Genomic DNA, 25031 nt, shown 5'->3' on the forward strand with positions numbered 1-25031 from the left:
ATGCCCTCTGCCCTGGACCGCATCCGCGTCGGCTCGGCTCCCGACTCCTGGGGCGTCTGGTTCCCCGACGACCCCCGGCAGGTGCCCTGGGAACGCTTCCTGGACGAGGTCACCGAGGCCGGCTACGAGTGGATCGAGCTGGGCCCCTACGGCTACCTCCCCACCGACCCGGCCCGGCTCACCGACGAGGTGGCCCGGCGCGGCCTCAAGGTCTCCGCGGGCACCATCTTCTGCGGCCTGCACCGCGGCCCCTCGGAATGGGACGCCACCTGGGAGCAGGTCAGCCGGGTCGCCGCCCTGACCCGGGCCATGGACGCGAAGCACCTCGTCGTCATCCCGTCCTTCTGGCGCGACGACAAGACCGCCGAGATCCTGGAGCCGCCGGAGCTGACCGGCGAGCAGTGGGCGCACCTGACCAAGGGCATGGAACGCCTCGGCCACGAGGTACGGGAGACCTACGGCCTCGACATCGTCGTCCACCCGCACGCCGACACCCACATCGACACCGAGGAGCACGTCGAGCGCTTCCTCGACTCCACCGACTCCGACCTGGTCAGCCTCTGCCTGGACACCGGCCACTACGCCTACTGCGGCGGCGACAGCGTCAAGCTGATCGAGACGTACGGCGAGCGCATCGGCTACCTGCACCTCAAGCAGGTCGACCCGGAGATCCTCGCCGAGGTACGCGCGGGCGGGGTGCCGTTCGGGCCGGCCGTGCGGCGCGGGGTGATGTGCGAACCGCCCACCGGCGTACCCGAGCTGGGCCCGGTGCTCACGGCGGCCCAGAAGCTGGGCGTGGACCTGTTCGCCATCGTCGAGCAGGACATGTACCCCTGCGAGCCCGACAAGCCCCTGCCCATCGCCGTCCGCACCCGCGGGTTCCTGCGCTCCTGCGGCGCCTGAGACCGACCGCGCCGGGGGGCGGGTCCCGCCGGCGCGCCGCTCGGCGGGCCGTTGTCGGCGGTGCGCGCTAGCGTGCACAGCACTGGCACTTCGTCCCGTTACGGGAGGCAGTCATGACCTCACGTCTCAATCCCTACCTCAGCTTCGACGGCGATGCCCGGCAGGCCATGGAGTTCTACGAGCAGGTGTTCGGCGGCACCCTGGAGCTGAGCACCTTCGGAGCCTTCGGAGACTCCGACAGCCCTCATGCCGACAAGATCATGCACGGCATGCTGGAGACACCTGACGGCTTCACCCTGATGGGCGCCGACACCCCGCCCGGGATGACCCACAGTCCGGGGAACACCTTCTCGGTGAGCCTCAGCGGCGACGACGAGACCGAGCTGCGCGGCTACTGGGAGAAGCTGTCCGACGGCGGCTCCGTCGCCGTGCCGCTGGAGAAGCAGATGTGGGGTGACGTCTTCGGCATGTGCACGGACCGGTTCGGCGTCTCCTGGATGGTGGACATCAGCGAGCCGGCGAGCTGACCGGCTCCCGCCGACCCCCGGCCCGCACGTCCCCCGGCCCGCGCGCCCGGCTCAGCCGCGCCGTACCTCCGCGAGCGTCACAGGCCGGTGCTCGCGCAGCGACAGCGTGCACGCCTCGGCGGTCCAGCCCGCCTCCAGCGCGTCCTCGATCGTGCAGGGGGAGGGGCGGGTGCCGGCGACGACCTCGGTGAACGCGGTGAGTTCGGCGCGGTAGGCGGCGGCGAAACGGTCCATGAAGAAATCGTGCGGAGTGCCGGCCGGGAAGGTCACGCCGGGCTCGACCGAGCGCAGCGGCAGCTTGTCCTCCAGGCCCACGGCGATGGAGTCGGCGAAACCGTGGATCTCCATGCGGACGTCGTAACCACGCGCGTTGTGACGGCTGTTGGAGACCACCGCGATCGTGCCGTCGTCCAGCGTGAGGACCGCGCCGGTGGTGTCCGCGTCGCCCGCGTCCTTGATGAAGTCGGCGCCTCGGTTGCCGCCGACGGCGTACACCTCGGTCACCTCGCGGCCGGTCACCCAGCGGATGATGTCGAAGTCGTGCACCGAGCAGTCGCGGAAGATGCCTCCGGAGGCGGCGACGTACGCGGCCGGCGGCGGCGCCGGGTCCAGGGTGGTCGACCGCACGGTGTGCAGCATGCCCAACTCGCCCCGCTGCACGGCCGCCCGCGCGGCGACGAACCCGGTGTCGAAGCGGCGGTTGTAGCCGATCTGGACCGGCACGTCATGGCCCGCGACCGCCTTGAGCACCTCGACGCCCTCCGCCATGGTGCGCGCGACGGGCTTCTCGCAGAAGACGGGGATCCCGGCCTCGACGGCGGCCAGGATCAGGTCCGGGTGGGCGTCGGTCGCCGCCGCGACGACAACCCCGTCCACCCCGGCGGCGAGTACCGCCTCGGGCGAGTCCGCCACCTCGGCGCCGAACCGCTCGGCGGCGGCCCTCGCGGCGTCCGCCAACGGGTCGGCGACGACGAGCGAGTCGACGGCGTCGAGTCCGGAGAGGGTCTCGGCGTGGAAGGCGCCGATGCGGCCGAGGCCGAGGATTCCGATACGCATGGTTCTCTTCGCTCCTTGTGCGTGGTTGCCGCGACTGCTGACCGGGGCGGGGTGGCGGAGGACGGGGGTCGCGCCGCGAGCGCGCCGACCGGGGTGGGTGATGGTGCGGTGGTGCTCCGCCGACGTGCGGGTGGTGGCCCGCCGGATGTTCCGCCCGACGGTCCGCCCTCACCCCTCGGGTCGGACCTCGACCCACGCGCCGCGCTCGGCCGAGCGTGCCATCGCGTCCAGTACGGCCGCGCTGTGCACCGCGTCCGGCAGGGTGGCGCCGTGCGGGGTGCCCTCCGCGATCGAGAGCAGGAAGCGGTGGGCCTCCACCACCTTGAGGTCGTCGTAGCCCATGGCGTTCGCGGCACCCGGCTGGAAGGCGGCGAACTCGCCGTGCCCGGGGCCGACGTAGACGGTGCTGACCGGCTGGTCCTGGTACTCCGTGCCGCGGCTGACGCCCAGTTCGTTCATGCGGCGGAAGTCCCAGAAGACCGCGCCTCTGGTGCCGTGCACCTCGAAGCCGTAGTTGTTCTGTTCGCCGACCGAGACCCGGCAGGCCTCCATGACTCCGCGGGCGCCCGAGGCGAAGCGCAGCAGGCAGCTGACGTAGTCCTCGTTCTCGACCTGGCCCGGCTCGCCGCCCGCGGCCCGGGAGTGACCGGCCGTGGCGGCGGCCGGGCGGGCCCGCTCGGGCAGGAAGACCGCCGTGTCGGCGGTCAGCGACGCGATGTCGCCGAGCAGGAAGCGGGCCAGGTCGGCGCCGTGCGAGGCCAGGTCGCCGAGCACCCCGCTGCCGCCGCGCTCCCGCTCGTAGCGCCAGGTCAGCGCGGACTCGGGATGGGCGGCGTAGTCGCTGAAGAGACGGATGCGGACATGTGTGACGGTGCCGATCCCGCCGGACGCGATCAGCTCGCGGGCGGCCTCGACGGCGGGCGCGTTGCGGTAGTTGAAGCCGACCGCGCCCTGGACACCGGCCTTGGCGACGGCGTCCGCGACCGTCCGGGCGTCCTCGGCGCTCAGACCGACCGGCTTCTCGATCCAGATGTGCTTGCCGGCCTCGGCCATCGCGACGGCGATCTCACGGTGCAGGAAGTTGGGGGCGGTGATGCTGACCGCCCCCACCCGAGGGTCGGCGGCCACGTCGCGCCAGTCCCGGGTCGTCGACGCGAACCCGAACTGAGCGGCGGCCTCCTCGGCCCGCCCCGGCACCTCCTCGGCGACCGTCACGAGCTCCGGGCGCAGGGGCAGCCGCGGGTAGTGGTGCCGGACCCGGGCGTACGCCTGGGTGTGCACCCGGCCCATCCAGCCGAAACCGACGACGGCGACACCCAGCGCGTCCACCATGAGAGCCCCTCTCCGGACCGGTCTCTGCTCTGTCCCGCCCACCCTGGGCGGAGCGCCCGCATCATGTCAACCTTTTGACAGGACAAATGCCGGAGGGAGAGGGCCGTCGGCGAAGCAACAGGCACTCGCTCAGGGAGGGCGACCATGCCGAACCGAGCCCGTCCGGACACCGGGGAGCAGGCCGAGCAGCTTGCGCTCGGGCAGCTGCGGCAGGCGATCCTGCGCGGCGAGACGGCACCGGCGCAGCGGCTGGTGGAGGCGCGGCCTGCTGCCGACCGGTATCCGCCCGGCACCGGCGGGGCCCCGGCCGGTAGTGTGGCGATCATGGTGGAGTGGGGACTTCGACCGGCGTCGACGTCGGACGTGGAAGCCGTCGCCGAGTTGCGGGCGGTGGTGCTGCGGGCGGACCTGGAGCGGCTCGGCCGGTACGACGAGCGGCGGGTGCGGCAGCGGCTGCGGGACGGCTTCGACCGGACGCACACCTGGGTGATCGAGGTGGAGGGCGCGTTCGCCGGCTGCGTGGCGCTGCGACCGGCCGGGGACGTCCGGTGGCTGGAGCACTTCTACCTCGCCCCGCGTCTCCAGGGCGCGGGCATCGGTTCGGCCGTGCTCCGCACGTTGCTCGGGCGCTGCGACCGCAGCGGTGACCTGGTCCGCCTGAACGTGCTGCGGGGCAGTGCGGCCCGACGGCTTTACGAGCGGTACGGCTTCACCGTCGAGACCGAGGACTCCGTGGACGTGTTCATGGTGCGTGAGCCGGTCCGGACCTGACAGGTGTCAGGCGCGCCCAGGCAGGGCCCGCGGCGCAGAGGCCGTTCGGCCGACCTCGGGTCACCGTTCCCGGCGCGACAGCCACGCCGCGGCCACGGCACCGGAGACGTTGTGCCAGACGGAGAAGACCGCCGCCGGCAGGGCCGCCAGCGGGCTGAAGTGGGCGGTGGCCAGGGAGGCGGCGAGGCCGGAGTTCTGCATGCCGACCTCGAAGGCCATGGCACGGCTCGCCGGTTCACCGAGCCGGCCGAGGCGTCCAGCGCCGTAACCGAGCGCCAGTCCGAGGCCGTTGTGCAGCACCACGGCGACGAACACCAGCCCCGCGGCCGACTTGATGGCGTCGGCGCTGCCCGCCACCACCACCGCCACGATCACCGAGATCGTCACCGCGGACAGCCAGGGCAGCGCCGGCAGCGCCCGCTCCACGTACCGTCCCGCCAGCAGCCGTACGGCCAGGCCCGCGAAGACCGGCAACAGCACCGTCTTGAGGATGTCGGTGACCATGGACCCGGCGTCCACCGGGAGGTACTCGCCGGCCAGCAGCAGTGTCAGGGGCGGGGTGACCAGCGGGGCGACGAGGGTCGAGACGGTCGCGACGGAAACCGACAGGGCCACGTCGCCCCGGGCCAGGTACGTCACCACGTTGGACGCCGTACCGCTGGGCGCGCAGCCGACGAGGATCACACCGGCGGCGAGCTGCGGCGGCAGGTCGAGCAGGTGGGCGACGGCCCAGCCGAGTCCCGGCATGATGACGTAGTGCGCGACCAGGCCGAGGGCCACCGCCCAGGGACGCTTGGCGACCCCGCGGAAGTCCTCCGGGGTCATGGTGATGCCCATGCAGAACATCACGACACCCAGGAGGTACGGCACCGACTCGCTCCACCCGGTGAAACTCCCGGGGAGCAGCAGGCCGAGGGCGCCGGCCGCGAGGACGAGGAGCGGGAAGACGGTGACGGCGCGCCGCGCGGAGCGGTCGCCGGTGGCGCCGGTGGCGTCGTCGCCGACGTTGTTGTCGTTGCCGAGGTGTTCGGGTCGTTCGGTTCGCACCGTGCGAGGAAACGCCTGGTGCGCGGGGAGACGCAAAGCCGTCTCGCGATGTGATCACCGGGACGGACCGGCGCTGTGGAGCACGCCTCCCGTACGTCGCCGGTCGTCGCGGGAGGAGAGGGCCGGCGGCTCCGACCCACTCCGCGGATGAGGTAAGGTCGACCTGCGCGATCACACGAGACGCACAAGACGTGGGACGCGCACCGGGACGTGGCGCAGCTTGGTAGCGCACTTGACTGGGGGTCAAGGGGTCGCAGGTTCAAATCCTGTCGTCCCGACTTTACGAAGTCGCAGGTCAGGGGTCATTTCGGAGGAGATCTGAAATGGCCCCTTGATCATTCTTGGGGACCGCTTGGGGACGGACGCTTGCCACAAGCGTCAGTCGGAAGCGGACATCAACTCACGGGCCCGCGAAGCACCCCAGGACGGTCACCTGGTCGAAGCGCCCCGCCTTCACGTCCTTCCTCGCGATCGTCCAGAAGACGTCACCGCCGATGTGGAGATCACCGAAGTCCAAGACGCCGCCGTACCATTGAGCGAGAAGCGCCCAGTCGTCGGGACGAGGCCCTGCCCATGGGCTAGCCCGCCTGCCCTCCGGCTTCCCCGCCCTCTGTGCCGCCATGGCGGCGGACGCGGTGATGGGGTCGTCCTCGCCGTAGGAGTCCCTGGAGTACCCGTCGATCTGCAGGTGAGTCTCGTCGCGACGGTGCCTGTCCTCGTACAGCACGTCTGCCCAGGCCTGGCGCAGATCCTTGGCGTGCGGGTGCTCGACGGGGTCGATGAGCACCTCGTTGTCCGGCAGGGAGAGGTCGTACCTCAGCCGTAGCTCCGCGCGGTCATAGCCGTCGTCCCCAGGGCGTTCTTCGAGGGGCGTACCGGCGGGGACGTACATCGCTCGGCCGGAGGCGTCGAGGTCATCGGGATGAAGCTGGGCGAAGAAGAGGAGCCGGCCGTCGGGGGGCAGTACGAGAGTCGTCGCGTCGTCGGGCAGCGCGGCGAGGTCCAGTATCGCGATCAGCTTCATCCCTGCCGGGAGTTGCGGAGCGTCGGCGGGGAGCAGGTTGGGCCCGCCGAAGTGGCCCACCACCGGCCCGTCCACGGTGGACGCCAGGGTGGCGCAGGGGCGGGCGGCCTCGAGCCACCTCTCCACCTCGGCGGACGGGACGCCGCCCGCGAGCGCCTTCTCGCGGAACCGGTTCATCATGTCGAGGATCTCGGGTTTCATACGGTGAACTTAGTGGGGCGGGTACTGGTCCATGGGCCGGACCCATGACGTATAGCGGGCAACTGCCGGCTCTCGGAAAAGTGCCCGTGACCCCTGCTCCCGGGGGTCAAGGTGTCGCAGGTTCACCTCCTGTCGTCCCGACTCGTGAGAGTCGAAGATCAGGGCCGGATGCGGAGACATCCGGAACCGGCCCTTGATCGTCCCTGCGGGCCTGGTGTGGCCGAGCGCGCAACGGCGACGGCGCCGGCTCCTTCGTGGGGAGACGGCGCCGGTCCGGCAGGAGGCGGGGCAGGCCGGGTCAGGCCTTGAGGTCCATCCCCGGGGCGTACGTGACCGGCCGGGCGTAGGACAGGATCCCGTTGAGCACGATGCGCAGGACCTCGCGCAGTTCGATGTGGAGCGGTACCCGCGGCTCCGGGCTCTGCGACCAGCGGTAGAGCAGGCCCAGGTAGGAGTCGCGCAGGATGTTGCCGACCCGCAGGGGGTCGATGTCGACGGCGATCTCCCCCCGTTCGCGGCCCGCCTCGATGATGGTGGCGAACACGCGCCCGGCGTAGGGTTCCTCGATCAGCGGGCGCCCCGCCTTCACCCAGGCCTGGAGCATGGCGGACGTGACCTCCCGCTCCGTCTCGTTGAACTCGGCGAGTGCCAGCATGCAGCGCTCGAGGTGCACCGTGACGCCGTCCTCACGGGTGACCATGGACTCCTCAATGCACGCCTCCAGACGGCGCTGGCGCGCTTGTGCCCAGGCCGTGACCAGGTCTTCCTTCCGCTGGAAGTAGTTGAAGAAGGTCCCGCGCGCGACGTCCGCGCGCTCCGCGATCTGGTCGACGGTGGTGCGGTCGTAGCCCTGTTCGGCGAACAGGGTCAGTGCGGAGGTGTAGATACGATCCTTTATCCGCAGCTTGCTGCGTTCGCGACGCCCGAGGGGTGCCGGCTCAGCGCTCATGTGATCCTCGCTTCTCACGCCTCTGTGAGATCCCCCGGCCTCGAAATTTATACCACAGTACATGAATGCATCGCAGGCCTGTTTCATGGCCCGCGGGCCGCCCCGGCTCCCCGCACGCTCAGCGGCCCGGGGCCCCGACGAGCGCCGCGCTCGCGGCGGTCTCGGCGGCCCCAGCCGTATCGGCGGTCTCGGCGTGGGAGTCGGCCAGTGACGCGGTGATCTCGCCGACCGGCTCGGGGCCGAGCAGGCGCTGCGCGGTGACGTCCACGCCGAGCGAACGGTTCAGCCGCACCCTCAGCTCGGTGGCCAGCAGGGAGTCCAGCCCCAGACTGCGCAGCGGACGGCGCGGATCCAGCCGCGAGACCGAGATGCCGAGGACGGTCGCGGTGTGCCGCAGCACGTCGGCCTCCCGTACCGCCCGCTCCGGCGCCTGCGAGGGTGCCGGAGCCGTCGTGCCGGTCTGGCCGTGCCGGGCGCGGAGCGGACGGGCCGGCTCGTGCGGTCGTACGCCCCGGTACGGCCGCACGGTGCCGGTGGCCGCGGGTCGGGGCGAGGCGGCGTGCGCGGTGACGCCCGGGACGGCACCGCCGGTCCCGGACGAGGTCGCCACCGTGCCGTACGACGGAAGAGGGCGGAGTCCGGTGCCGAGGAACTCCGCTATCAGGTGCCCGTCCGGCGCGACCAGCCGGACGTCGCAGCGGGCCTCACCGGCTTCTGGGCCGGGGACCCAGCGGGCCAGGGACCAGTGGTCCGTGGCCAGGGCGCCGGGATCGGCGACGTGCACCCGGCCGAACGACACCGGCAGGAAGGCGCCGGGCGGACCGCCGGCCGCCGGCCGGGGCCAGGTGGCCGCCATCGTCACCAGCGCCGCCTCCAGGGCCGCGGCGGGGGCGGTGCCGGACGCACCCCGCATCCGGGCGACGCACTCGCCGTCACCGAGCCACGCCTGGGCGGCCGTGCGGAGCGGATCGTCGACCTCCAGGCCGCGCGCCCGGGTACGGCGGTAGAACTCGTCGGCCGGTACGTACTCCCCGCACCGGGTCAGCGCGTCGTCGAGGAGCCCGGACCCAGGGCGCCGGTCCCGCTCCGGTTCACCGTCCGGCGCGGTCCGCGCGGTCCGCAGCCGTCCGCTCAGCAGGACGTCGCCCTCCCTGGCCCCGTCGTCCCCGTCGTCCCCGCCGTCGGTCAGCCCGGCGGTGACGGTGAAGGCGAACGCGTCCTGGCCGGGCAGGGCGGTCAGGTCGACGCGCACGGTGGCGTCCCCCGCCCGCCCGAGCTCCAGGGGCCGGCTGCCGAACTCGATGTCGCTCAGTACCTCGCCCCGGCCGCCGGTGACATCCAGGGCGGCCCGGCGCACCGCCTCCAGATACACCACGGGGGGCACCGCGGCCGGGCCCCGGCCGCGTACGCCACCGCCCAGGGCGGGCAGCCCCAGGTCGCGCAGCGCGAACTCCTGGCTGTGGCGGTCCGCCGGCGCGGTGGCCGCCTCACGGCGGAACTCTTCCAGGTCCCAGGCGTACGTCGGCAGCGGCACGAAGGGCTCCGGGCCCTGGTCGCCGGTCCGGAAGCAGCGGTCCCAGTCGACCCGGCCTCCGCAGGCGAAGATCCGGCCCAGCGCGCGCAGCAGGTTCTCCGGCTCGGGCTGCCGTCGCTTGAGCGTCACCACGGCGGACGGCGCCTCGCCCCGTTCCTCCAGGGTGGCGGCCACGGCCTGGGTGAGCAGGGGATGGGGGCTGATCTCGACGAAGACGGTCTCCTCCGCCTCGGCGGCCCCGCGCACGGCGTCCATGAAACGGACCGGTTCGCGCAGGTTGTCCGCCCAGTAGGCGGCGTCCAGCTCGGCGCCGTCGACGGGTGCGCACCGGACGGTGGACAGCATGTCCACCTCGCCGTGGCGCGGGGTGATGCCGGCGAGGGCGGTGAGCAGGTCCTCCCGCAGCTCGTCCATCACCGGAGAGTGGGACGCCACGTCGACCTTCACCAGGCGGCAGAAGACACCGTCCTCCTCCAGCCGGGCGGCGATGCTCCGCAACGCCTCGGTGTCGCCGGCGAGCACGGTGGAGCGGGGCGCGTTGCGCGCGGCGACGCAGACGGCACCGGCGTGGGAGGCCGCGGCGGCGGCAGCGGCGGCCGCGTCCGGGCCGAGTTCGACGACGAGCATCGCCCCGCGGCCGGCCAGCCGGGTCATCAGGCGGCTGCGCCGGCAGATCACCGCCGCCGCGTCCCGCACCGAGAGCGCGCCCGCCGTACGGGCGGCGGCCACCTCGCCCATGCTGTGCCCGAGGCACAGGCCGGGCTCGGCACCCCTGGCGCGCAGCGCCGCGGCCAGGGAGACCTGGACGGCCCACAGCAGCGGCTGCGCCACGGCCACCTCCTCCCACGGCTCCGCCTCCCGCGCGGCGTCTTCGCCGGTCAGGGTCTCGATCACCGACCAGCCCAGTTCGGCGCGGACGGCGGCGTCGCACTCCGTCATGGCGCGACGGAAGTCCGCGTCGTGTTCGAGCAGCCGGCGGCCCATGCCGCGCCACTGCGCGCCCTGGCCGGGGAACACGAAGGCGATCCGGCGGCCTCCGTGGAAGGGGGCCTCGCCGAGACCGCCGTCCGCGGTCTCCTCGCCGCGGGCCAGGGCGCGCAGCGCGCCGGCCATCGCGTCGTGGGTGGTGGCGACGGCCCACAGGCGGTGGGGATGGCTGTCGCGCCGGGTCGCGGCGGCCCGGCAGAGTACGGAGAGCCGGTGGGCCCGCCCCCGTCCGCCCCGTTCCAGATGGGCGGCGTACCGCTGAGCCAGGCGGCGCAGGGAGGCGGCGGAGCGTGCGCTGAGCACCAGCAACTCCGGTGCTTCAGCGACCTGTTCGCCCTCCGGATGATCCGCGGAGGGCGTCGGTGCGGACACCGCTTGCGGGTGACTTCCGACGATGACCTGGGCGTTGGTGCCCGACAGGCCGAAGGAGGAGACACCGAGGACGGCGGCCGGGCCGGCCGGCTCCAGTGGGGTGTTGCGGGTGACGGCTTCCAGCCGTACGTCCGGCTCGGTGAGCACCGGATGGGGGGAACGCTGGTGCAGGGAGGCCGGGATCAGGCCGTGCCGGGCGATCAGCACGGTCTTGATCAGGCCCGCGATGCCGGCGGCGGCCTCGGCGTGGCCGATGTTGGTCTTCACCGAGCCGACGCGCAGCGCGCGGTCGGCCGTCGGGTCCTCGCGCAGCACGTCGGCCAGAGTGCGCAGTTCCACCTCGTCGCCGACCCGGGTGCCGGTGCCGTGGGCCTCCAGGTAGTCGACCTGGCCGGGGGTGATGCCGGCGCTGCGGCAGGCCGCGCGGATCATGTGGGTCTGGCCCGCCACGGCGGGCTGGAGCAGCAGTCCGCTGCCGGCGCCGTCGTTGGTGACCGAACTGCCGCGCAGCACGGCCAGCACCGGGTCGCCGTCCCGCAGGGCGTCGTCCAGCCGCTTGAGCAGCACGGCGCCGACGCCCTCGCTGCGGACGAACCCGTCACCGGAGGCGTCGGCGAACTTGCAGCGGCCGTCGGGGGCGAGCATGCCGCCCTGGGAGTAGGTGACGGCGTCGGCGGGCGACAGGATCGCGTTCACCCCGGCGGCGACGGCCAGATCGCTCTCGCCCGAGAGCAGGCTCTGCCGGGCCAGATGCACCGCCACCAGCGACGACGAGCAGGCGGTGTCCACCACCAGGCTGGGGCCGCGCAGGTCCAGGGCGAACGACACCCGTCCCGCGGTGACCGCGCGCAGCCGGGCGCCCGCCATGCCGTGCACGTCCATGGGCCGGTCGCCGGCCTGGTCGCCGTAGTCGGCGGTCGCCTGCCCCACGAACACCCCGGTGGCGGTGCCGGCCAGGGACGACGGCCGTACGCCCGCCTCTTCGAGCGCTTCCCACACGACGTGCAGCAGGAGCCGCTGTTGCGGGTCCATGGCGAGCGCCTCGCGGGGGGCGATGCCGAAGAACGCGGCGTCGAAGCCGTACAGGTCGTCGAGGAATCCGCCGTGCCGGGAGACCGTGCGGCCCGGTACGCCGGGCTGGGGCGCGTAGTGCGCTCCGATGTCGAACCGGTCCCCGGGGACGGGCCCGACGGCGTCGGTGTTGTCCACCAGGAGCCGCCAGAACTCCTCCACCCCGTTCGCTCCCGGGAACCGGCATCCCGTCCCGATGACCGCCACCTGTGCTGCACCGCTCATGCGGATAGCCCCCCTTGTTTGTTGTTGTCACGGCGTCGTTGTTGTTGTCACGGCGTCCAAAGATATACCGGAGACTAACAATGACCCTCACCCCCCGATGTCGAGAAGAAGTCGGCACGGCCACGGATGTGTGACCGCATGGGTAGAGGGTGGACAATCCGGCCATTTTCGGAGCGGTGTGGCTCGCTGTGGGCATGTCGTGCCTCAAAGTTCACGCTAGTGTTGCGACAAAGGTGGTCTCTAGTACAGGAATGAACTGGTACACATGAATGGCTGTGACGTCCGGTCACCGGTGAAGGAGGAATGACCATGATCGCCAGAGTGCTCGGACCGCTCCGGGTGACGGTGAACGGCACCTCGGTGGTCCCGACCGCGGTGAAGGCCAAGAAGCTGATGGCGATGCTCGTCCTCAACAGCGGGCGGGTCGTGCAGCGCGCCACCATCGAGCGCGAGCTGTGGGACCTCGACGCGCCGCGGAGCGCCTCCACCGGGATCCAGAACTGCGTCATGTGGATCCGCAAGGGCATCGGATGCGCCCAGCAGGGCGACGCGGGCCGGGTCGCCAGACAGACCCTGATCACCGAGCCCACCGGCTACCGGCTGGAGGTGCCGGGCGAGCAGTTCGACGTGGTCTGCCACCAGCGGCTCGTCGCCGAGGCCGGTGCCGCGGAGGCGCGCGGGGACCTGACCGAGGCCTCCGCCCTGCTGAACGCCGCGCTGAACCTGTGGCGCGACGCCCCGCTCGCCGACGTACCGGCGGGCCCGGTGCTGCGGGCCCATGTGCGGCGCCTGGAGGAGGACCGCAAGGCGGTGCTGGCCCAGCGCCTCGGTCTGGACCTGCGGCTGCACCGGTACGCCGAGGTCGTCGGCGAACTCCACGCGCTGGTCGCCCTCGATCCCTACGACGAGGTGCTGCACGAGTACTTGATGCTCGCGCTGTACCTCTCGGGCCGCCGCAACGACGCGCTGACGGCCTATCAGCAGGCCCGTGTCGCGCTCGCCGACGGCGTGGGCCTGGAGCCCTCGCACCGGCTGCGGGGCCTGCAGAAGCGGATCCTGGCCAGCGACGAGGCCCCGGCCGCCCGGCCGGGGTGGGCCAGCCTCGTCCCGGAGCCGGTCAGAGCGTGAGGGAGAGATCCGCGCCGTGACCGGACGGCTGGAGGGACGCGACGAGTTCCTCCAGCAGGACCATCCGGCCACAGGCCGTGAACGGCAGGAAGTGACCGCCCTCGGCCCGCCGTGACCGGAACGGACCCGTGGTCAGACGGGCCCACAGCGGCAGCGCGGCGAGCGGGACGAGCGGATCCTGGTCGCCCGCCAGCGCGGTCAGCGGTACGTCGACACGGACACCGTCCACCGCGAGCAGGGCCTCCCGGGCCAGTGCCAGATCATGGGCGAGGGCCTGGCGCGCCGGGGGCAGGGAGGCGTCCTCCAGGGCGTCGGCGGCCAGCCCGTGCCGCGTCAGTACGGCCGTCAGGCCCGCGCCGGTGCCCAGCAGGCCGGGCCGCGGGAAGGCGCGGCTGCCGGGCAGTGAGCAGGACACCACCAACGCGTCGCAGCGCACCCCGGCCCGGTGCGCGGTGAGCAGGGCCAGCAGCGCGCCCAGGCTGTGGCCGTAGAAGACGGTGCGTCCCGCGGCCGGTGTCCGCAGTTCCGCCCCGATCCCCGCGACGGCCCGGGCCGGTGTCGTGTGCGGCGCCAGACCCGCGCGCCGCTCCCGCCCGGGCAGGGTCACGCCGACGACCTCGACCTCCGCCGGGAGCGGTGCCAGCACCTCCCGGTAACGGCGGGCACCGCCTCCCGCGTGCGGGAAGACGACGACGCGCGGGCCGGGCCGCGCCGCGGGACGCAGCACCTCCGTCCAGCGCCGCGGGTCGTGGGCCGGCGTGCCGGGGGCCGTTCCGTCCGAGGCCTCGGAGGCCTCAAAGGTCTCCGAGGCCTTTGAGGCGGCGTCGGAGGGCGCGGTGGTCCGCGGGTGCGGGCGGGTGGTGCGCGTCGTACGGGTCACAGGCCCATGCCCAGGCCTCCACTGACGGGGAGGACCGCGCCGGTGATGTATCCGGCCTCCTCGCCGGCCAGGAAGCGGACCGCGGCGACCACGTCGTCCACCGTGCCGGGCCGGCCGAACGGGGTCATCCGCATCACGTCGCTCATCCGCCGGTCCGACAGGGCCGCGGTCATGTCGGTGGCGATGATGCCCGGCGCGACCACGTTCACCGTGATCCCGCGGTCCCCGAGCTCCCACGCCAGAGAGCGCGCGAGGCCCGGCAGGGCCGCCTTGGAGGCGGCGTAGTTGGTCTGCCCGGGGGCACCGAGGAAGCCCAGGACCGAGGAGACGAGGACGATCCGCCCGCGCCGGGCGGGCAGCATGCCGCGCACCGCGGCCCGTACCGCGGCGAACGCCCCGGTGAGGTTGGTGCGCAGCACCTCGTCGAAATCCTCGTCCGACATCCGCAGCATCGGCCGGTCCCGGGTGATACCGGCGTTGGCCACCAGCACCTCCACGGGGCCGTGCGCCTCCTCCGCCTCCCGCAACGCGCGGTCCAGCGCGCCCGGTTCGGTGACATCGGCCTTGACGCCGAGCACGCCGTCCGGCGGGTTGCCCGTCCGGTGGCTGACGGCGACCCTGTCACCGTCGTCGGCGAAGGCCCGGGCGACGGCGTGACCGATGCCGCGGTTGCCGCCGGTGACGAATACCGAGCGGTTCATCGTCGTACTCCTTGTCGGTTTGTCGGGTTGTCGGAAATAAGTCAGCTGGGAAGAGGGGTATCTGTGAGGTCGTGCGCCAGCCCGGGTGGCCGCCCCGCCCCGACCCGCCTACGTGACGGGGCGGAGCGGCCACCCGGCAGGGGTTCACGCCGCGGTGAAGACCAGCGCGGCGTTGTGACCGCCGAAGCCGAGCGACGTGCTCACCGCCACGTCCACCCGGGCCCTGCGGGGCTCGCCGGCGACCAGGTCGAGCTCGAGGGCGGGGTCGGGGTTCTTGAGGTTGGCCGTGGGCGGGACCACGCCGTGCTGCACCGCCAGCACCGTGTACGCGGCCTCGATCGCGCCGGCCGCGGCCAGGGCGTGACCGGTGACGCCCTTGGTGGAGGTCACCGCCGCCGCGCGGCCCACGACCCGCCCGAGCATGGTGCCCTCGACGAGGTCGTTCATCGGCGTGGCGGTGCCGTGCGCGTTGACGTGCCGCACCTCGGAGGGGGCCGCCCCGGCGTCCGCGAGCGCCGCCCGCAGGGCCCGTTCGATGCCCTCGCCGTCGGGCGCGGGGGCCGTCGCGTGGTGTGCGTCCGAGGACGCCGCGTACCCGCTGACCAGCGAGCGGATCCGGGCGCCGCGGGCCCGCGCGTCGGCGGCCCGCTCCAGTACGAGGACGCCCGCCGCCTCGGCGGCCACGAACCCGTCGCGTTCCGCGTCGAACGGCTTGCCCGCGTGTTCGGGTGCTTCCCCGGACTTGGACAGGGCACCCATCCGGCACAGCCCGGCCATCACCGTCGGGGTCAGCGCCGATTCGGCGGCACCGGCCAGCACGATGTCGCAGGACCCCGAGCGCAGCAGGTCCCGGGCCGTGCCGACGGCCGTGGCACCGGACGCGCAGGCGGTGGCGGTGACCAGGCTGGGACCGCGGGCTCCGCAGTCGATCGCCACGTACCCGGCGAGCATGTTCGGCATGTACTTGGTCACCAGCAGCGGAGAGACCCGTGCCGGACCGTCCTCGGACAGCGTGCGGTACTGCTCCTCCAAGGTGGCCGCACCGCCCAGCGAGTTGCCGAGCACCACGCCGACACGGGTGCCGTCCCAGCGCTCCGGGTCCAGGCCGGCGTCCCGCACGGCCATGCGGGAGGCGACGAGCGCCAGCTGCACGAACCGTTCCAACTGCCAGGAGGCGAAGCCGCCCAGCGACTCCTGCGCGTCGAAGCCGGGCACCCGGCAGGAGAAGTCGGCCGACAGACCGCCGAGCGTGTCGTCCCGGGTGGCACAGGAGCGGCCGGTGAGCACCCGCTCCCAGTTCTCCTCGACGCCGATCCCGGCCGGGGTCACCAGGCCCAGGCCGGTGACGGCTATGGCGTCGGTGCCGCCCGCCATCAGAGGGACCCTCCCTTGGCGGTGAGCAGGTCGACGACGTCGTCGATCGTGTGCTCCTCGGTGAGTTCGCCGTCCTCGATCCGGACGTCGAACTCCTTGTCCAGGACGAGTCCCAGCTCGATCAGGACGAGTGAGTCGAAGGACAGTGCGCCCAGGGTCACACCCGGGGTGATCGCCTCGGGCTTGACCTTGAAGTGACCGGACAGGAGCGCGGAGACGCGCTCGGCGGCGGGCTGCGCGGTGGTGTGTTCCTGGATGTCCTGCATGGTGTGTGCTCCTGAGGGTGGGAGGGCGTCCGGCCGCGTGGGACGGATCGCCGTGTCGTGGGCAGAACCGGGCCGTGCCATGGGTGGAGTCGCGCCGTGTCATGGGTTGAGCCGGAACGCGTCATGGGTGGAGCCGGAACGTGTCATGGGTGGAGCCGGAACGTCGTCGTCCCCGGAACGGGGGCGAGGGCGAGGGCGAGAGGAGCGGGGGAGGGGAGGCGGCAGACGAGCCGCCGCACGGGGCGACGGCGTCAGGCCGGGGCGATATCCGGCCAGACGAGGCCCACCGATCCCCAGGTCAGCCCGCCGCCGAAACCGCCCAGCACCACCCGCCGGCCGGCACGCAGGTCGCCGTCGGCGACCGCGTCGGCGAGGACGAGTGGGACGGACGCGGCGACGGTGTTGCCGACCCGCTCGATGTTGGACGGGAAACGTTCGAGCGGCACCCCGGTGCGCTCCGCGACCGCCGCGAGGATCCGGGCGTTGGCCTGGTGCAGGACGATCCGGTCGACGTCGGCGGGCGTCCCGCCCAGTGCCGCGGCCGTCGCCTCCACCGACGCCGCCATGTGCCGTACGGCCTCGGCGAAGACGGGACGGCCCTCCATGGTGAAGTAGGTGGCCGCCTCCTCGGCGGGCAGGCCGGTGGACCGTTGCCGGGAGCCGCCCGCGGCGACCTGGATGAGGTCGCTGCGGCTGCCGTCGCTGCCCAGGCGCAGCCCCCGCAGCGCGCCCGGCTCGTCCGGGTCGCCGGCGCGCAGCAGCACGGCGCCGGCGCCGTCGCCGAAGATGGCCCGCGTGGTGCGGTCGGCCGGGTTGAGGATGGTGGAGAACGTGTCCGCGCCGATGACCAGCACACTGCGCGCGACCCCGGACGCCACCAGCCCGGCGGACACGCCGAGGGCGTAGACGAAGCCGGTGCACACCGCGGCGATGTCGAAGGCGCACACGCCGGTCAGTCCCAGCCGGCTCGCCACCTCGGGGGCGGTCGCCGGACAGGGCCGGTCGGGGGTGCTGGTGGCGAGCACCACCGCGTCGGCGACGTCCGTCCCGGCGGACTTCAGCGCCCGCCGGCCCGCCTCGACGGCGAGATCACCGGTGGCCGTACCGGGGTCGACCACATGCCGGCGCGCGATCCCGGTACGACTGCGGATCCACTCGTCCGAAGTGTCCAGCTCCCGGGCGAGCGCGTCGTTGCCGACCACGGTCGGAGGCACCCAGGCACCCAGCCCGGCCACCACCGCCGCGCGGCCGGTCCCGCTCATCCGGCCCCTCCGTCACCGCGTCCCGGCCGGAGCCGGGCATCACCGGCCGCCCCGGTGCCGTCGCCTGCCATAGCCATCACTGCGCTCACTGCGCACTCCTTCTCGCTGCCGTGCGGTCCGCCGGCCCGCCGTCCCGAAGTCCCGGGATGGGCCGGCGAGTTCACTGTGGCAACAGCGGCTCCGCTCCGGCTCACCACGGGCCCATACGCCGCTCACGTCCGACGTGAGCGGCATGTGAGCCGTGCGGGAGAAGGGGTTGCCAGCATGGTGGAGGCGCCCGGCCCCGGACGGCGGACCGCCGGCACCCGAGGAGTGCGGTGCGCGTACGGCACGCGTCGGCCGCCTGATTCCCGAACGAGTACGACGTGTACGAGACGTGCGACGTGTACGACCTGAACGAGGAGACGAAACCAGTGCGGCAACGCAGGATCGGAACGGAGGGCCCCTCGGTCCCGGCCATCGGGCTGGGCTGCATGGGCATGTCCGAGTTCTACGGACCGACGGACGAGGCGCAGAGCCTGCGGACGCTCGAGGCGGCCCTGGACCTGGGGGTCACCCTCCTCGACACCGCCGACATGTACGGCAAGGGCCACAACGAGCGGCTCGTCGGACGGGCCGTGGCCGGCCGCCGGGACCAGGTGGTCCTCGCCACCAAGTTCGGAATCCGGCGCGACGGCGGCGACCCGCGGCAGGGCCGCCAGGTCGACTCCGGCCCCGAGTACTGCCGGCAGGCCATCGACGCCTCGCTCCAGCGGCTCGGTGTCGACCACGTCGACCTCTACTACCTCCACCGCCGCAGCCCCGACATCCCCATCGAGGAGACCGTCGGCGCCATGGCGGAACTGGTCGAGGCCGGCAAGGTCCGGCATCTGGGGCTGTCCGAGGTCAGCGCGGAAACCCTGCGCAGGGCGCACGCCGTCCACCCGATCGCGGCCGTGCAGACCGAGTACTCGCTGTGGACCCGCGAGGTCGAGCACGACGTCCTGCCCGCCGCGCGGGAACTCGGGGCCGCCCTCGTCGCCTACTCACCGATCGGCCGGGGCTTCCTGACGGGCGCCATCACCCGGCCCGAGGACCTCGACCCCTCCGACTTCCGGCACTCGCACCCGCGGTTCCAGCAGGAACACCTGGAACGCAACGTCCGCATGGTCGAACGGCTGCGCGAGATCGCCTGCGACGCGGACTGCACGCCCGTCCAGCTCGCGCTGGCCTGGCTGCTGTCCCGCGGCGACGACATCGTGCCGATCCCCGGCACCCGCCGCGAGACCTACCTGCGCGAGAACCTCGCCGCCGCGGACGTCGTACTCACCGACGACCAACTGGCCGCGGTGTCGGCCGCCGTACAGCCCGACGCCGTGTCCGGCGAGCGCTACGACCCGGCGGGCATGGCCACCGTGGGCCACTGACGACCGCCGCACCCCGAACCCACCACCCCCTGACGACACTTGAGAAACGGACACCCTCCCGTGGCAGACAAGCTCCGGCAGCTCAAGCTCGCCGCCGTCAACATCGACGGCGTCCTGCTCAACGACACCTTCAGCCCCGTCATTCACAACTTCATCGTCAGCCGCGGTGGCGAGTACACCGCCGAGGTCGAGCGCAGCATCTTCTCCCAGCCCCAGCTGGTCGGCGGCCAGGGCATGGCCAACGCGGCCCGGATGCCGTGGACCGCGCAGGAGGCCATCGACGTCTACTTCAAGGAGCGCGAGGAGTACGTCCGGGACCACCCCGTCCAGCTCCTCGACGGCGCCGTCGAACTGCTGCGGCGGCTGCGCGCCCTGGGCCTGAAGACGGTGAGCTACGGCGGCCTGGACTCCACCCACTTCGACCGCTACCTGGGCGAGCACGCCGGCCTCTTCGACGAGCCCCGCTACGTCTGCACCAACGACTTCCGCCCCGGGCTGCGCGAGATCACCACCGACGTCTTCGGCCTGGAGCACGACCAGGTGCTCTTCATCGACGACGTGGCCCGGGTGGCCGAGGTCGCCCGGGCGCTCGACGTCCCCTTCATCGGGCACCCCAGCTCCTTCGAGCACAGCTTCCAGCCGCAGCTGATGCGCGAGGCCGGTACCCGCCACATCGTCGACTCGCTGCACGCCATCGACGAGGACCTGCTGCGCACACTCGACACCGAGGCCGCCGCGCACACGGTCTGGCGCGACTGAGCCCGCGCCCCCGAGCTACCGGCCCGGCCCTCCCCCGCGTCGGGCCGGTACCCCTTCCCCTTCCTCCCCAAGGAGCCACACCGTGGACCGCGACACCCGCGCGCAGACCGTGCTGCTGGACTTCGACGGAGTGCTGAGCCTCAACGCCTCCAGCCTGCTGCTACGGGCACTGCACGAAGGCATCAACCGCCACACCGACTTCCCCTACGGCGCCACCGCCGCCCAGTTCAAGGCCATCAGCACCTTCCCGCAGCGGGACAGCCTGCGCGTGCTGTTCGCCGGACTCGGCATCGAACAGCATCTGGCGGCCGAGATCGCGGCGCTGCGCTCGCTCACCGCCGTCGGCGGCACCCGGCTCACCCTCGGTGACGGCGTCGAGGAGTTCTGCGCAGAACAGCGCGCCCACGGGGTGCGGCTGCGGGTCTTCTCCACGATGGACCACGCGACCGCGCGCCGCGCCCTGCTCGACGGGCTCTTCGGAGCGCGGGACTTCGTCGCCCTCGACCACGCCTCCAAGGCCGATCCCGACACCTACACCTCGCTGCTCGCCGCCGAGGCCGAGACGGACCCCCGGCGCTGGCTCCTCGTGGACGACTCCCCGCTGGCCCTGCGCGCCGCCAAGATCGCCGGGCTGCGCACCGTACTGATGCGGGGGGACGTCTTCACGGACGACGACGTGGCGCCGTTCGGCTCCCACATCGACGCGCAGGTGACCTCCTTCGCCCAGCTCGGCGATGTCCTGAGGTCCGACCGGGCGGCGCTGCCGGCCTGACGGCGCCCGCCCGCCCCCCGCTCACAGGCACCAGACAGGAAGCCTTCCGATGTCCCACACACCTGCCGAAGCAGAGGCGGCCGCCGAACGGGCCGCCACCCGAGCCGGGCCGGTCACCGCCACGGGCGGCCACCGGCCCGAGATGAGTCCCACCCGGATTCTGGTGGCCATCGCACTGGCGGCCGTCATGCTGCCCATCTCCGTGACCGGCCCCGGGGTCGCACTCGCCGACATGTCCGGCGCACTGGACGCCTCGGCCGCCTCCACCCAGTGGGTCCTCAACGCGTACAACGTCGCCTTCACCGCGTTCATGCTGGCCGCCGGGTCGGCCGCCGACCTGTACGGGCGGCGCCGCATGTTCCTGACCGGCACCACCGTCTTCGCGCTGGCGTCCCTGGTGGCCGGCACGGCGCCCACCATCCTGCTCGTCGACGCCGCCCGGTTCGTCCAGGGCATGGGCGCGGCGGCGGTCCTCACCAGCGGCTCGACACTGCTCGCGCACACCTTCAGCGGGGCCGCGCGGGCCAAGGCGTTCGGAATCTTCGGCGCCTCGATCGGATTCGGCCTGGCGATGGGCCCCTTCGTGTCCGGCCTGCTCGTCGGCGTGGCCTCCTGGCACGCCGTCTTCCTCGTCAACGTGGTCCTCGGCGCGGTGGTCCTCGTCCTGGCCCGGCCCCTGCCCGAGTCCCGCAACCCCGCCGCCCGGCGCATCGACAAGCCGGGCGTGGTCACCTTCACCCTCGCCCTGCTGCTGCTCGCCCTCGCCTTCGTACAAGGGCCCTCGCGCGGCTGGACCGGACCCGAGACACTCGGCGCCTTCGCGGGAGCCGCGCTCTTCCTCGCCGCGTTCGTCGCCGTCGAACTGCGCAGCACCGAGCCCATGTTCGATCTGAGCCTGCTGCGCCGTCCCACCTTCGTCGCCATCATCTGGCAGCCCGTCAGCATCGTCTTCGCCTTCGCCGCGCTGCTGGTCTACCTGCCGCCGTACTTCCAGGGTGCGGGCGGCGCCGGTTCCATGACGTCCGGCGCGATGCTGCTGCCGCTGACCCTGCCGGTGTTCGTGCTGCCGCTGTTCTCCGGCGCGCTGGTGAAGTGGCTGTCGGTGCGCACGCTGCTTGCCGTCGGCCCCGCCGTGCTCGCCGTGGCGCTGCTGCTGATGACCCTCACCGACCCGGTCTCCTCACGCACCGGCCTGTACGCGGCGCTGCTCCTCGCGGGCATCGGCATCGGCCTCGCCTTCGGCGTCATGGACAACGCGGCGGTCAGTGTCGTGGCGCCGGAACGCGCAGGCATGGCGTCCGGGATGTTCAACACACTCCGTGTCGCGGGCGAGACGATCGGCGTGGCCTGCGTGGGGGGCCTGCTGCTCACCGCCACCCGGCAGCGGCTGTCCACCGCCGGTGCCGAGGACAGCGGCGCGATGGCCGACGACGTGGTGCAGGGACGGCTGTCCTCGGTGCGCGACAGCGGCGGTGAGGACCTGGTGGACCGGGCCGCGCAGGGCCTGGAGCACGGCTGGAGCGTGGTGTACGTCGTCCTCGCCTGCGTGGCCTTCGCCGGCGCGGTCGCCATCTTCACCCTGGTCCGCGACCAGGACCTGGATCCGACGGCCACCGGCAAGGGATGACCACCGTCCTCCCCGGCGGCGGCCTGCAGGCCGCCGCTCCCAGCCCGAGACCGTGCCGCCCGCGCCCGCACCCGCGGAGCGGGCGGTCACCGTGTGCACGCTCGTGCCGCCGACGCTGGAGACCGGCCTGGTGTGACGATCACCGTGCCGGCCCGGACCGGCACGGTGATCGTCACTCGGTCGCCCCCGCGGCGGGCGGGGCGGCCACCGCTGGACCGGCACCGGGCGGGGACCGGCGGCCCGCCAGCCCCCGCCCGGGTGTGCGAAGCCGTATCGCGGCGCCGTCCGTCCGACGGGGCCGCCGTCACTTCCCGCCGTCGGCCCCGGCCCGCTTCAGCGAGAAGGCCGCCTCCGCCACGTTCCGGCCGTCCTGCTCGAAACCGACCAGGACGGACGCGCATCCGTCCGCCGCCCGCCACGCCGGCCGCCGGGCCCGCACGGTCAGCGGCGCGTCGAGTTCCGCGTAGGCACCGAACGAGGCGCGCAACCCCGAGGGGGCCCACTTCCCGGGGCCCTCGCCGGTGAACGTCCCGGCCGACAGCAGGGCCGCCTGCCGCCCCGCCTCCATCAGCACCATGCCCGGCACATGGTCCTGCGGGTGGTCGAACAGGCTCGGGTGGCCACCGGCGACACGCAACCGGGCCGCCACCGAGTCCTCGGCGGGTACCGGGTCGAGCAGCACCACGTTCTCGGGGCGCGCGCGTCCCACGCGGCCCGGTTCCACCAGCCTCGCGGTCTCCACGTCGCGGTACGCCTCCGAGGTCGGCGTCGTCCCTGTCGCGCGGCCGCGCAGCTTCGCGTAGACCGTGTCGGCCACGTACTTCACCCGCATGGTCAGTTCGCACAGGGGGCGCCCCGATGCCGACACCCGCATGCGGTACGCGAGTCCGCGCAGGGTCCCGGCGACCCACTGGGCGTCCTGCGTCGTGGCGTCGATGGTCACCGGCACCGGGCCGCCCGCCGGCGGGGCCGAGGCGTCGTCCGACAGCGTCATCGACCACTCCCGCAGGACGAACTTCGTACCGGGCGGAGCGCCGAAGTGGGTGTGCACCGCGTGGGTCTCCGCCTGTCGGCAGCACTCCAGCAACAGCAGCGGGTCGAGCGGCAGCGGCGTCGTGTGGTCGGTGTAGTACGCGTGGGACGGCGGAAGTTGGGCGGCCGCGACGAAGCGATGGTCATCCACGCGCGCGCTGTCCGTGAGGAACACCTCGGACAGGGCGTGCCGGTGGACGAGGCTGCGCGGCACGGTCCGTTCGAACGTGAGCGCGGCTCGCACCGCCTCCGCGGCATCCGACCCGGCCGACGCGGTCACTACGGTCATACGACTCCCCTTTCGCTGGGACTGGCTGGGCTTCCCCGGCCGACGCCGGGTCTCTCCCCGGCCCGCCACGCTCCCAGCCCCGGCTAACACCCGGCTCACGCCCGCGTCATGACCGCCCGCCTCCCGTGGCGCGCCCTGCCCGCGACCCGTTCGGCACCGGGGGAGCGGGCCGACGCGAGCCGAACCACCGGCCCAACGCACGCCCACGAAGGCGGCCCCACGCTCACGAAGGCGGCCCCACGCACACGAAGGCGGCCCCACGCACACGAAGGCGGCTCCGCGAAACGGAGCCGCCTTCGCGCGTACGCCGGTCGGCGGCGGCGCCCGTCGACCCCCGTGCGGCGGGCGCCGCGTGGCCGGAGACGACACCCTTCCCCCAAAAGGTGGCGTCCCCGGCCGTCTACCCCCGGCGCCGGACTGTGGCCGGTCGTCGGTGCGTTCAGCCGGCGGTCACCAGCACATGACCGCCGTCTCGCCCACACCCCAGGAGGAGTGCAGACGCACCCGGACGACATAGCGGCGGCCCTTGACGAAACGGGCCCTGATCGTGGCGTTGCGGGGTGTTCCCCCGTCGTCCAGACCGGCGAGGTAGCGGGGCACACCGTCCCGCTCCTCGAAGATCACGACGACGGCGTCGCTGTCACCGAAAGTGCCCACGGAGTACTCCCGGGTCTCCGGCGGGTCCACCCGGAAGTCGGCCTGCTCGCCCGGTCCGAGCCCGAGCGGCACCGAGCGGAACGGCACCAGCGGCCCCGGCCGGCCGACGGGCGGGTACCAGCGCAGCGCGAACTCCTTGTCGGCGGCGGACAGGGTGCCGGGCGGACGCAGGCCCGAGCGGTAGTGCTCGGGCTCCAGTATCAGCCCCGACGGGAAGGCGTATTCCATGATCGACTGTGGGTCCCAGACCGGGCCGTTGACCTCGTCGGTGTCGAGCTTGCGCAGGATGTTGTGGAAGGTCCGCTCCCGGCTCCAGTGGTTCGGGGGGCCCGCCAGTTCGGCGTAGACGGCCTCGTCGTCCCAGAGGATGCCCGCGAACGGGCTCTGGTGCTCGTGCAGCATGCCGAGCGCGTGCCCGATCTGGTGCAGGGCCGTCGCGCGCTCCCCGGCCGCGGTCAGGTCCCAGCCGAAGTTCATCGTACGGTCGTTCAGACCGACCCGGAGCGCGTCCTTGCCCACCGCCGACCAGGACCCGTCGCCGGGCTGGAAGCCGATGCGCAGCTCCGCCTCCGAGCGGTCGCCGACCTCGGTGAGGACCAGCCCGATCCCGAGGTCCTGCCATTCCCGGAAGCAGTCGCGCACCACGTCCCGCTGCTCTTCGGTACCCACCCACGACACCCGTCGCGGCCGGCCCGTGCCCGGCATGGGAACGACGGAGGAGTCGGTGTCGCCGCCCAGGAAGCAGTAGTGCAGCACGGTGCCGTTGACCCACATCCGCTGCCCGCCGACGAGCGCGGCGAGGCGCTCGGCGGCCAGCCCCGGCGCGAACGCGGGGGGAGGCTGCTGCGCGAGCGAGCAGTAGCGTGCGGTCATGGCCCC

21 protein-coding genes and 1 tRNA gene are annotated in these 25031 nt (G+C 73.1%); 9 read left to right on the forward strand and 13 right to left on the reverse strand.

What is annotated here, in order from left to right:
* Both QC283_RS07680 and QC283_RS07685 read left to right on the forward strand, forming a co-directional pair.
* Complete coding sequence (locus QC283_RS07680; RefSeq protein ID WP_279560615.1) at positions 1-903, forward strand: sugar phosphate isomerase/epimerase family protein; 903 nt, start codon at positions 1-3, stop codon at positions 901-903.
* 113 nt (positions 904-1016) lie between these two features.
* Positions 1017-1430 carry a VOC family protein gene (locus tag QC283_RS07685; protein ID WP_279560616.1) on the forward strand — a complete coding sequence of 138 codons (414 nt, stop codon included), beginning with the start codon at positions 1017-1019 and terminating at the stop codon, positions 1428-1430.
* A gap of 51 nt (positions 1431-1481) precedes the next feature.
* Here the strand turns inward: QC283_RS07685 and QC283_RS07690 are convergent, their stop codons facing one another.
* Positions 1482-2486: a Gfo/Idh/MocA family protein gene (locus QC283_RS07690; protein ID WP_279560617.1), complete on the reverse strand. Its 1005-nt coding sequence runs from the start codon at positions 2484-2486 to the stop codon at positions 1482-1484.
* Between the two features lie 168 nt (positions 2487-2654).
* Positions 2655-3818 (reverse strand): Gfo/Idh/MocA family protein, encoded by a 1164-nt coding sequence (locus QC283_RS07695; protein WP_279560618.1) that lies wholly within the window; start codon positions 3816-3818, stop codon positions 2655-2657.
* A 324-nt stretch (positions 3819-4142) separates the two neighbouring features.
* On the opposite strand from QC283_RS07695, the gene QC283_RS07700 reads away from it, so the two are divergent.
* The gene (locus QC283_RS07700; protein WP_279560796.1) at positions 4143-4589 is read left to right on the forward strand and encodes a GNAT family N-acetyltransferase; all 447 of its coding nucleotides are present in this window, start codon (positions 4143-4145) and stop codon (positions 4587-4589) included.
* Between the two features lie 60 nt (positions 4590-4649).
* On the opposite strand, the gene QC283_RS07705 is transcribed toward QC283_RS07700, so the two are convergent.
* Positions 4650-5636 (reverse strand): bile acid:sodium symporter family protein, encoded by a 987-nt coding sequence (locus QC283_RS07705; RefSeq protein WP_279560619.1) that lies wholly within the window; start codon positions 5634-5636, stop codon positions 4650-4652.
* 204 nt (positions 5637-5840) lie between these two features.
* Here QC283_RS07705 and QC283_RS07710 point away from each other — a divergent pair.
* Positions 5841-5914, forward strand: a tRNA-Pro gene (locus QC283_RS07710).
* A gap of 122 nt (positions 5915-6036) precedes the next feature.
* On the opposite strand, the gene QC283_RS07715 is transcribed toward QC283_RS07710, so the two are convergent.
* The 3 genes from QC283_RS07715 to QC283_RS07725 all read right to left on the reverse strand — a co-directional run bounded on the left by QC283_RS07715 (position 6037) and on the right by QC283_RS07725 (position 11999).
* Entirely contained in the window at positions 6037-6861 is an 825-nt protein-coding gene (locus QC283_RS07715; protein WP_279560620.1) for a DUF1963 domain-containing protein, read from the reverse strand.
* A gap of 298 nt (positions 6862-7159) precedes the next feature.
* Positions 7160-7810 (reverse strand): TetR/AcrR family transcriptional regulator, encoded by a 651-nt coding sequence (locus QC283_RS07720; protein ID WP_279560621.1) that lies wholly within the window; start codon positions 7808-7810, stop codon positions 7160-7162.
* 118 nt (positions 7811-7928) lie between these two features.
* Entirely contained in the window at positions 7929-11999 is a 4071-nt protein-coding gene (locus QC283_RS07725; RefSeq protein ID WP_279560622.1) for a type I polyketide synthase, read from the reverse strand.
* A 309-nt stretch (positions 12000-12308) separates the two neighbouring features.
* Between QC283_RS07725 and QC283_RS07730 the strand changes: the two genes are divergently transcribed.
* Positions 12309-13127: an AfsR/SARP family transcriptional regulator gene (locus tag QC283_RS07730; protein WP_279560623.1), complete on the forward strand. Its 819-nt coding sequence runs from the start codon at positions 12309-12311 to the stop codon at positions 13125-13127.
* On the opposite strand, the gene QC283_RS07735 is transcribed toward QC283_RS07730, so the two are convergent.
* The 5 genes from QC283_RS07735 to QC283_RS07755 form a co-directional block, all read right to left on the reverse strand.
* Positions 13117-14007 carry a thioesterase II family protein gene (locus QC283_RS07735; RefSeq protein WP_279560624.1) on the reverse strand — a complete coding sequence of 297 codons (891 nt, stop codon included), beginning with the start codon at positions 14005-14007 and terminating at the stop codon, positions 13117-13119. The genes QC283_RS07730 and QC283_RS07735 overlap by 11 nt on opposite strands.
* Positions 14004-14708: a 3-oxoacyl-ACP reductase FabG gene (gene fabG, locus QC283_RS07740; RefSeq protein WP_279560625.1), complete on the reverse strand. Its 705-nt coding sequence runs from the start codon at positions 14706-14708 to the stop codon at positions 14004-14006. The genes QC283_RS07735 and fabG overlap by 4 nt, the downstream gene beginning before the upstream one ends.
* A 144-nt stretch (positions 14709-14852) precedes the next feature.
* On the reverse strand, positions 14853-16082 hold the full coding sequence (locus QC283_RS07745) for a beta-ketoacyl-[acyl-carrier-protein] synthase family protein (RefSeq protein ID WP_279560626.1): 1230 nt from the start codon (positions 16080-16082) through the stop codon (positions 14853-14855).
* A complete protein-coding gene (locus tag QC283_RS07750; protein WP_279560627.1) occupies positions 16082-16348 on the reverse strand; it encodes an acyl carrier protein in 267 nt (88 codons plus the stop codon). The genes QC283_RS07745 and QC283_RS07750 overlap by 1 nt, the downstream gene beginning before the upstream one ends.
* A gap of 251 nt (positions 16349-16599) precedes the next feature.
* Positions 16600-17610 carry a beta-ketoacyl-ACP synthase III gene (locus QC283_RS07755; protein ID WP_279560628.1) on the reverse strand — a complete coding sequence of 337 codons (1011 nt, stop codon included), beginning with the start codon at positions 17608-17610 and terminating at the stop codon, positions 16600-16602.
* Between the two features lie 413 nt (positions 17611-18023).
* Between QC283_RS07755 and QC283_RS07760 the strand changes: the two genes are divergently transcribed.
* The 4 genes from QC283_RS07760 to QC283_RS07775 all read left to right on the forward strand — a co-directional run bounded on the left by QC283_RS07760 (position 18024) and on the right by QC283_RS07775 (position 22174).
* Positions 18024-19016, forward strand: coding sequence for an aldo/keto reductase (locus QC283_RS07760; RefSeq protein WP_279560797.1), 993 nt, complete (start codon positions 18024-18026; stop codon positions 19014-19016).
* Between the two features lie 60 nt (positions 19017-19076).
* Entirely contained in the window at positions 19077-19775 is a 699-nt protein-coding gene (locus QC283_RS07765; RefSeq protein ID WP_279560629.1) for an HAD family phosphatase, read from the forward strand.
* Between the two features lie 82 nt (positions 19776-19857).
* Positions 19858-20547, forward strand: a complete 690-nt coding sequence (locus QC283_RS07770) for an HAD family hydrolase (RefSeq protein WP_279560630.1) — start codon at positions 19858-19860, stop codon at positions 20545-20547.
* Positions 20548-20596: 49 nt separating this feature from the next.
* Positions 20597-22174, forward strand: coding sequence for an MFS transporter (locus tag QC283_RS07775; RefSeq protein ID WP_279560631.1), 1578 nt, complete (start codon positions 20597-20599; stop codon positions 22172-22174).
* A gap of 304 nt (positions 22175-22478) precedes the next feature.
* On the opposite strand, the gene QC283_RS07780 is transcribed toward QC283_RS07775, so the two are convergent.
* Both QC283_RS07780 and absR1 read right to left on the reverse strand, forming a co-directional pair.
* Positions 22479-23495, reverse strand: a complete 1017-nt coding sequence (locus QC283_RS07780) for a ScbA/BarX family gamma-butyrolactone biosynthesis protein (RefSeq protein WP_279560632.1) — start codon at positions 23493-23495, stop codon at positions 22479-22481.
* Positions 23496-23945: 450 nt separating this feature from the next.
* Complete coding sequence (absR1, locus tag QC283_RS07785; protein ID WP_279560633.1) at positions 23946-25025, reverse strand: beta-glucuronidase AbsR1; 1080 nt, start codon at positions 25023-25025, stop codon at positions 23946-23948.
* Positions 25026-25031: the final 6 nt, after the last annotated feature.

This window comes from Streptomyces sp. DH41, from assembly GCF_029813785.1.
In the GTDB taxonomy this organism is placed as follows: Bacteria; Actinomycetota; Actinomycetes; order Streptomycetales; family Streptomycetaceae; genus Streptomyces.

Excerpts from the sequence above, each read along its gene's own strand:
- QC283_RS07780 (WP_279560632.1), bottom strand. The coding sequence starts at position 23,495 with ATGACCGTAGTGACCGCGTCGGCCGGGTCGGATGCCGCGGAGGCGGTG.
- QC283_RS07690 (WP_279560617.1), bottom strand. The coding sequence starts at position 2,486 with ATGCGTATCGGAATCCTCGGCCTCGGCCGCATCGGCGCCTTCCACGCC.
- QC283_RS07750 (WP_279560627.1), bottom strand. The coding sequence starts at position 16,348 with ATGCAGGACATCCAGGAACACACCACCGCGCAGCCCGCCGCCGAGCGC.
- QC283_RS07730 (WP_279560623.1), top strand. The coding sequence starts at position 12,309 with ATGATCGCCAGAGTGCTCGGACCGCTCCGGGTGACGGTGAACGGCACC.
- QC283_RS07775 (WP_279560631.1), top strand. The coding sequence starts at position 20,597 with ATGTCCCACACACCTGCCGAAGCAGAGGCGGCCGCCGAACGGGCCGCC.
- QC283_RS07685 (WP_279560616.1), top strand. The coding sequence starts at position 1,017 with ATGACCTCACGTCTCAATCCCTACCTCAGCTTCGACGGCGATGCCCGG.
- QC283_RS07745 (WP_279560626.1), bottom strand. The coding sequence starts at position 16,082 with ATGGCGGGCGGCACCGACGCCATAGCCGTCACCGGCCTGGGCCTGGTG.
- QC283_RS07680 (WP_279560615.1), top strand. The coding sequence starts at position 1 with ATGCCCTCTGCCCTGGACCGCATCCGCGTCGGCTCGGCTCCCGACTCC.
- QC283_RS07725 (WP_279560622.1), bottom strand. The coding sequence starts at position 11,999 with ATGAGCGGTGCAGCACAGGTGGCGGTCATCGGGACGGGATGCCGGTTC.
- QC283_RS07720 (WP_279560621.1), bottom strand. The coding sequence starts at position 7,810 with ATGAGCGCTGAGCCGGCACCCCTCGGGCGTCGCGAACGCAGCAAGCTG.
- QC283_RS07695 (WP_279560618.1), bottom strand. The coding sequence starts at position 3,818 with ATGGTGGACGCGCTGGGTGTCGCCGTCGTCGGTTTCGGCTGGATGGGC.
- QC283_RS07700 (WP_279560796.1), top strand. The coding sequence starts at position 4,143 with ATGGTGGAGTGGGGACTTCGACCGGCGTCGACGTCGGACGTGGAAGCC.
- QC283_RS07755 (WP_279560628.1), bottom strand. The coding sequence starts at position 17,610 with ATGAGCGGGACCGGCCGCGCGGCGGTGGTGGCCGGGCTGGGTGCCTGG.
- QC283_RS07715 (WP_279560620.1), bottom strand. The coding sequence starts at position 6,861 with ATGAAACCCGAGATCCTCGACATGATGAACCGGTTCCGCGAGAAGGCG.
- absR1 (WP_279560633.1), bottom strand. The coding sequence starts at position 25,025 with ATGACCGCACGCTACTGCTCGCTCGCGCAGCAGCCTCCCCCCGCGTTC.
- fabG (WP_279560625.1), bottom strand. The coding sequence starts at position 14,708 with ATGAACCGCTCGGTATTCGTCACCGGCGGCAACCGCGGCATCGGTCAC.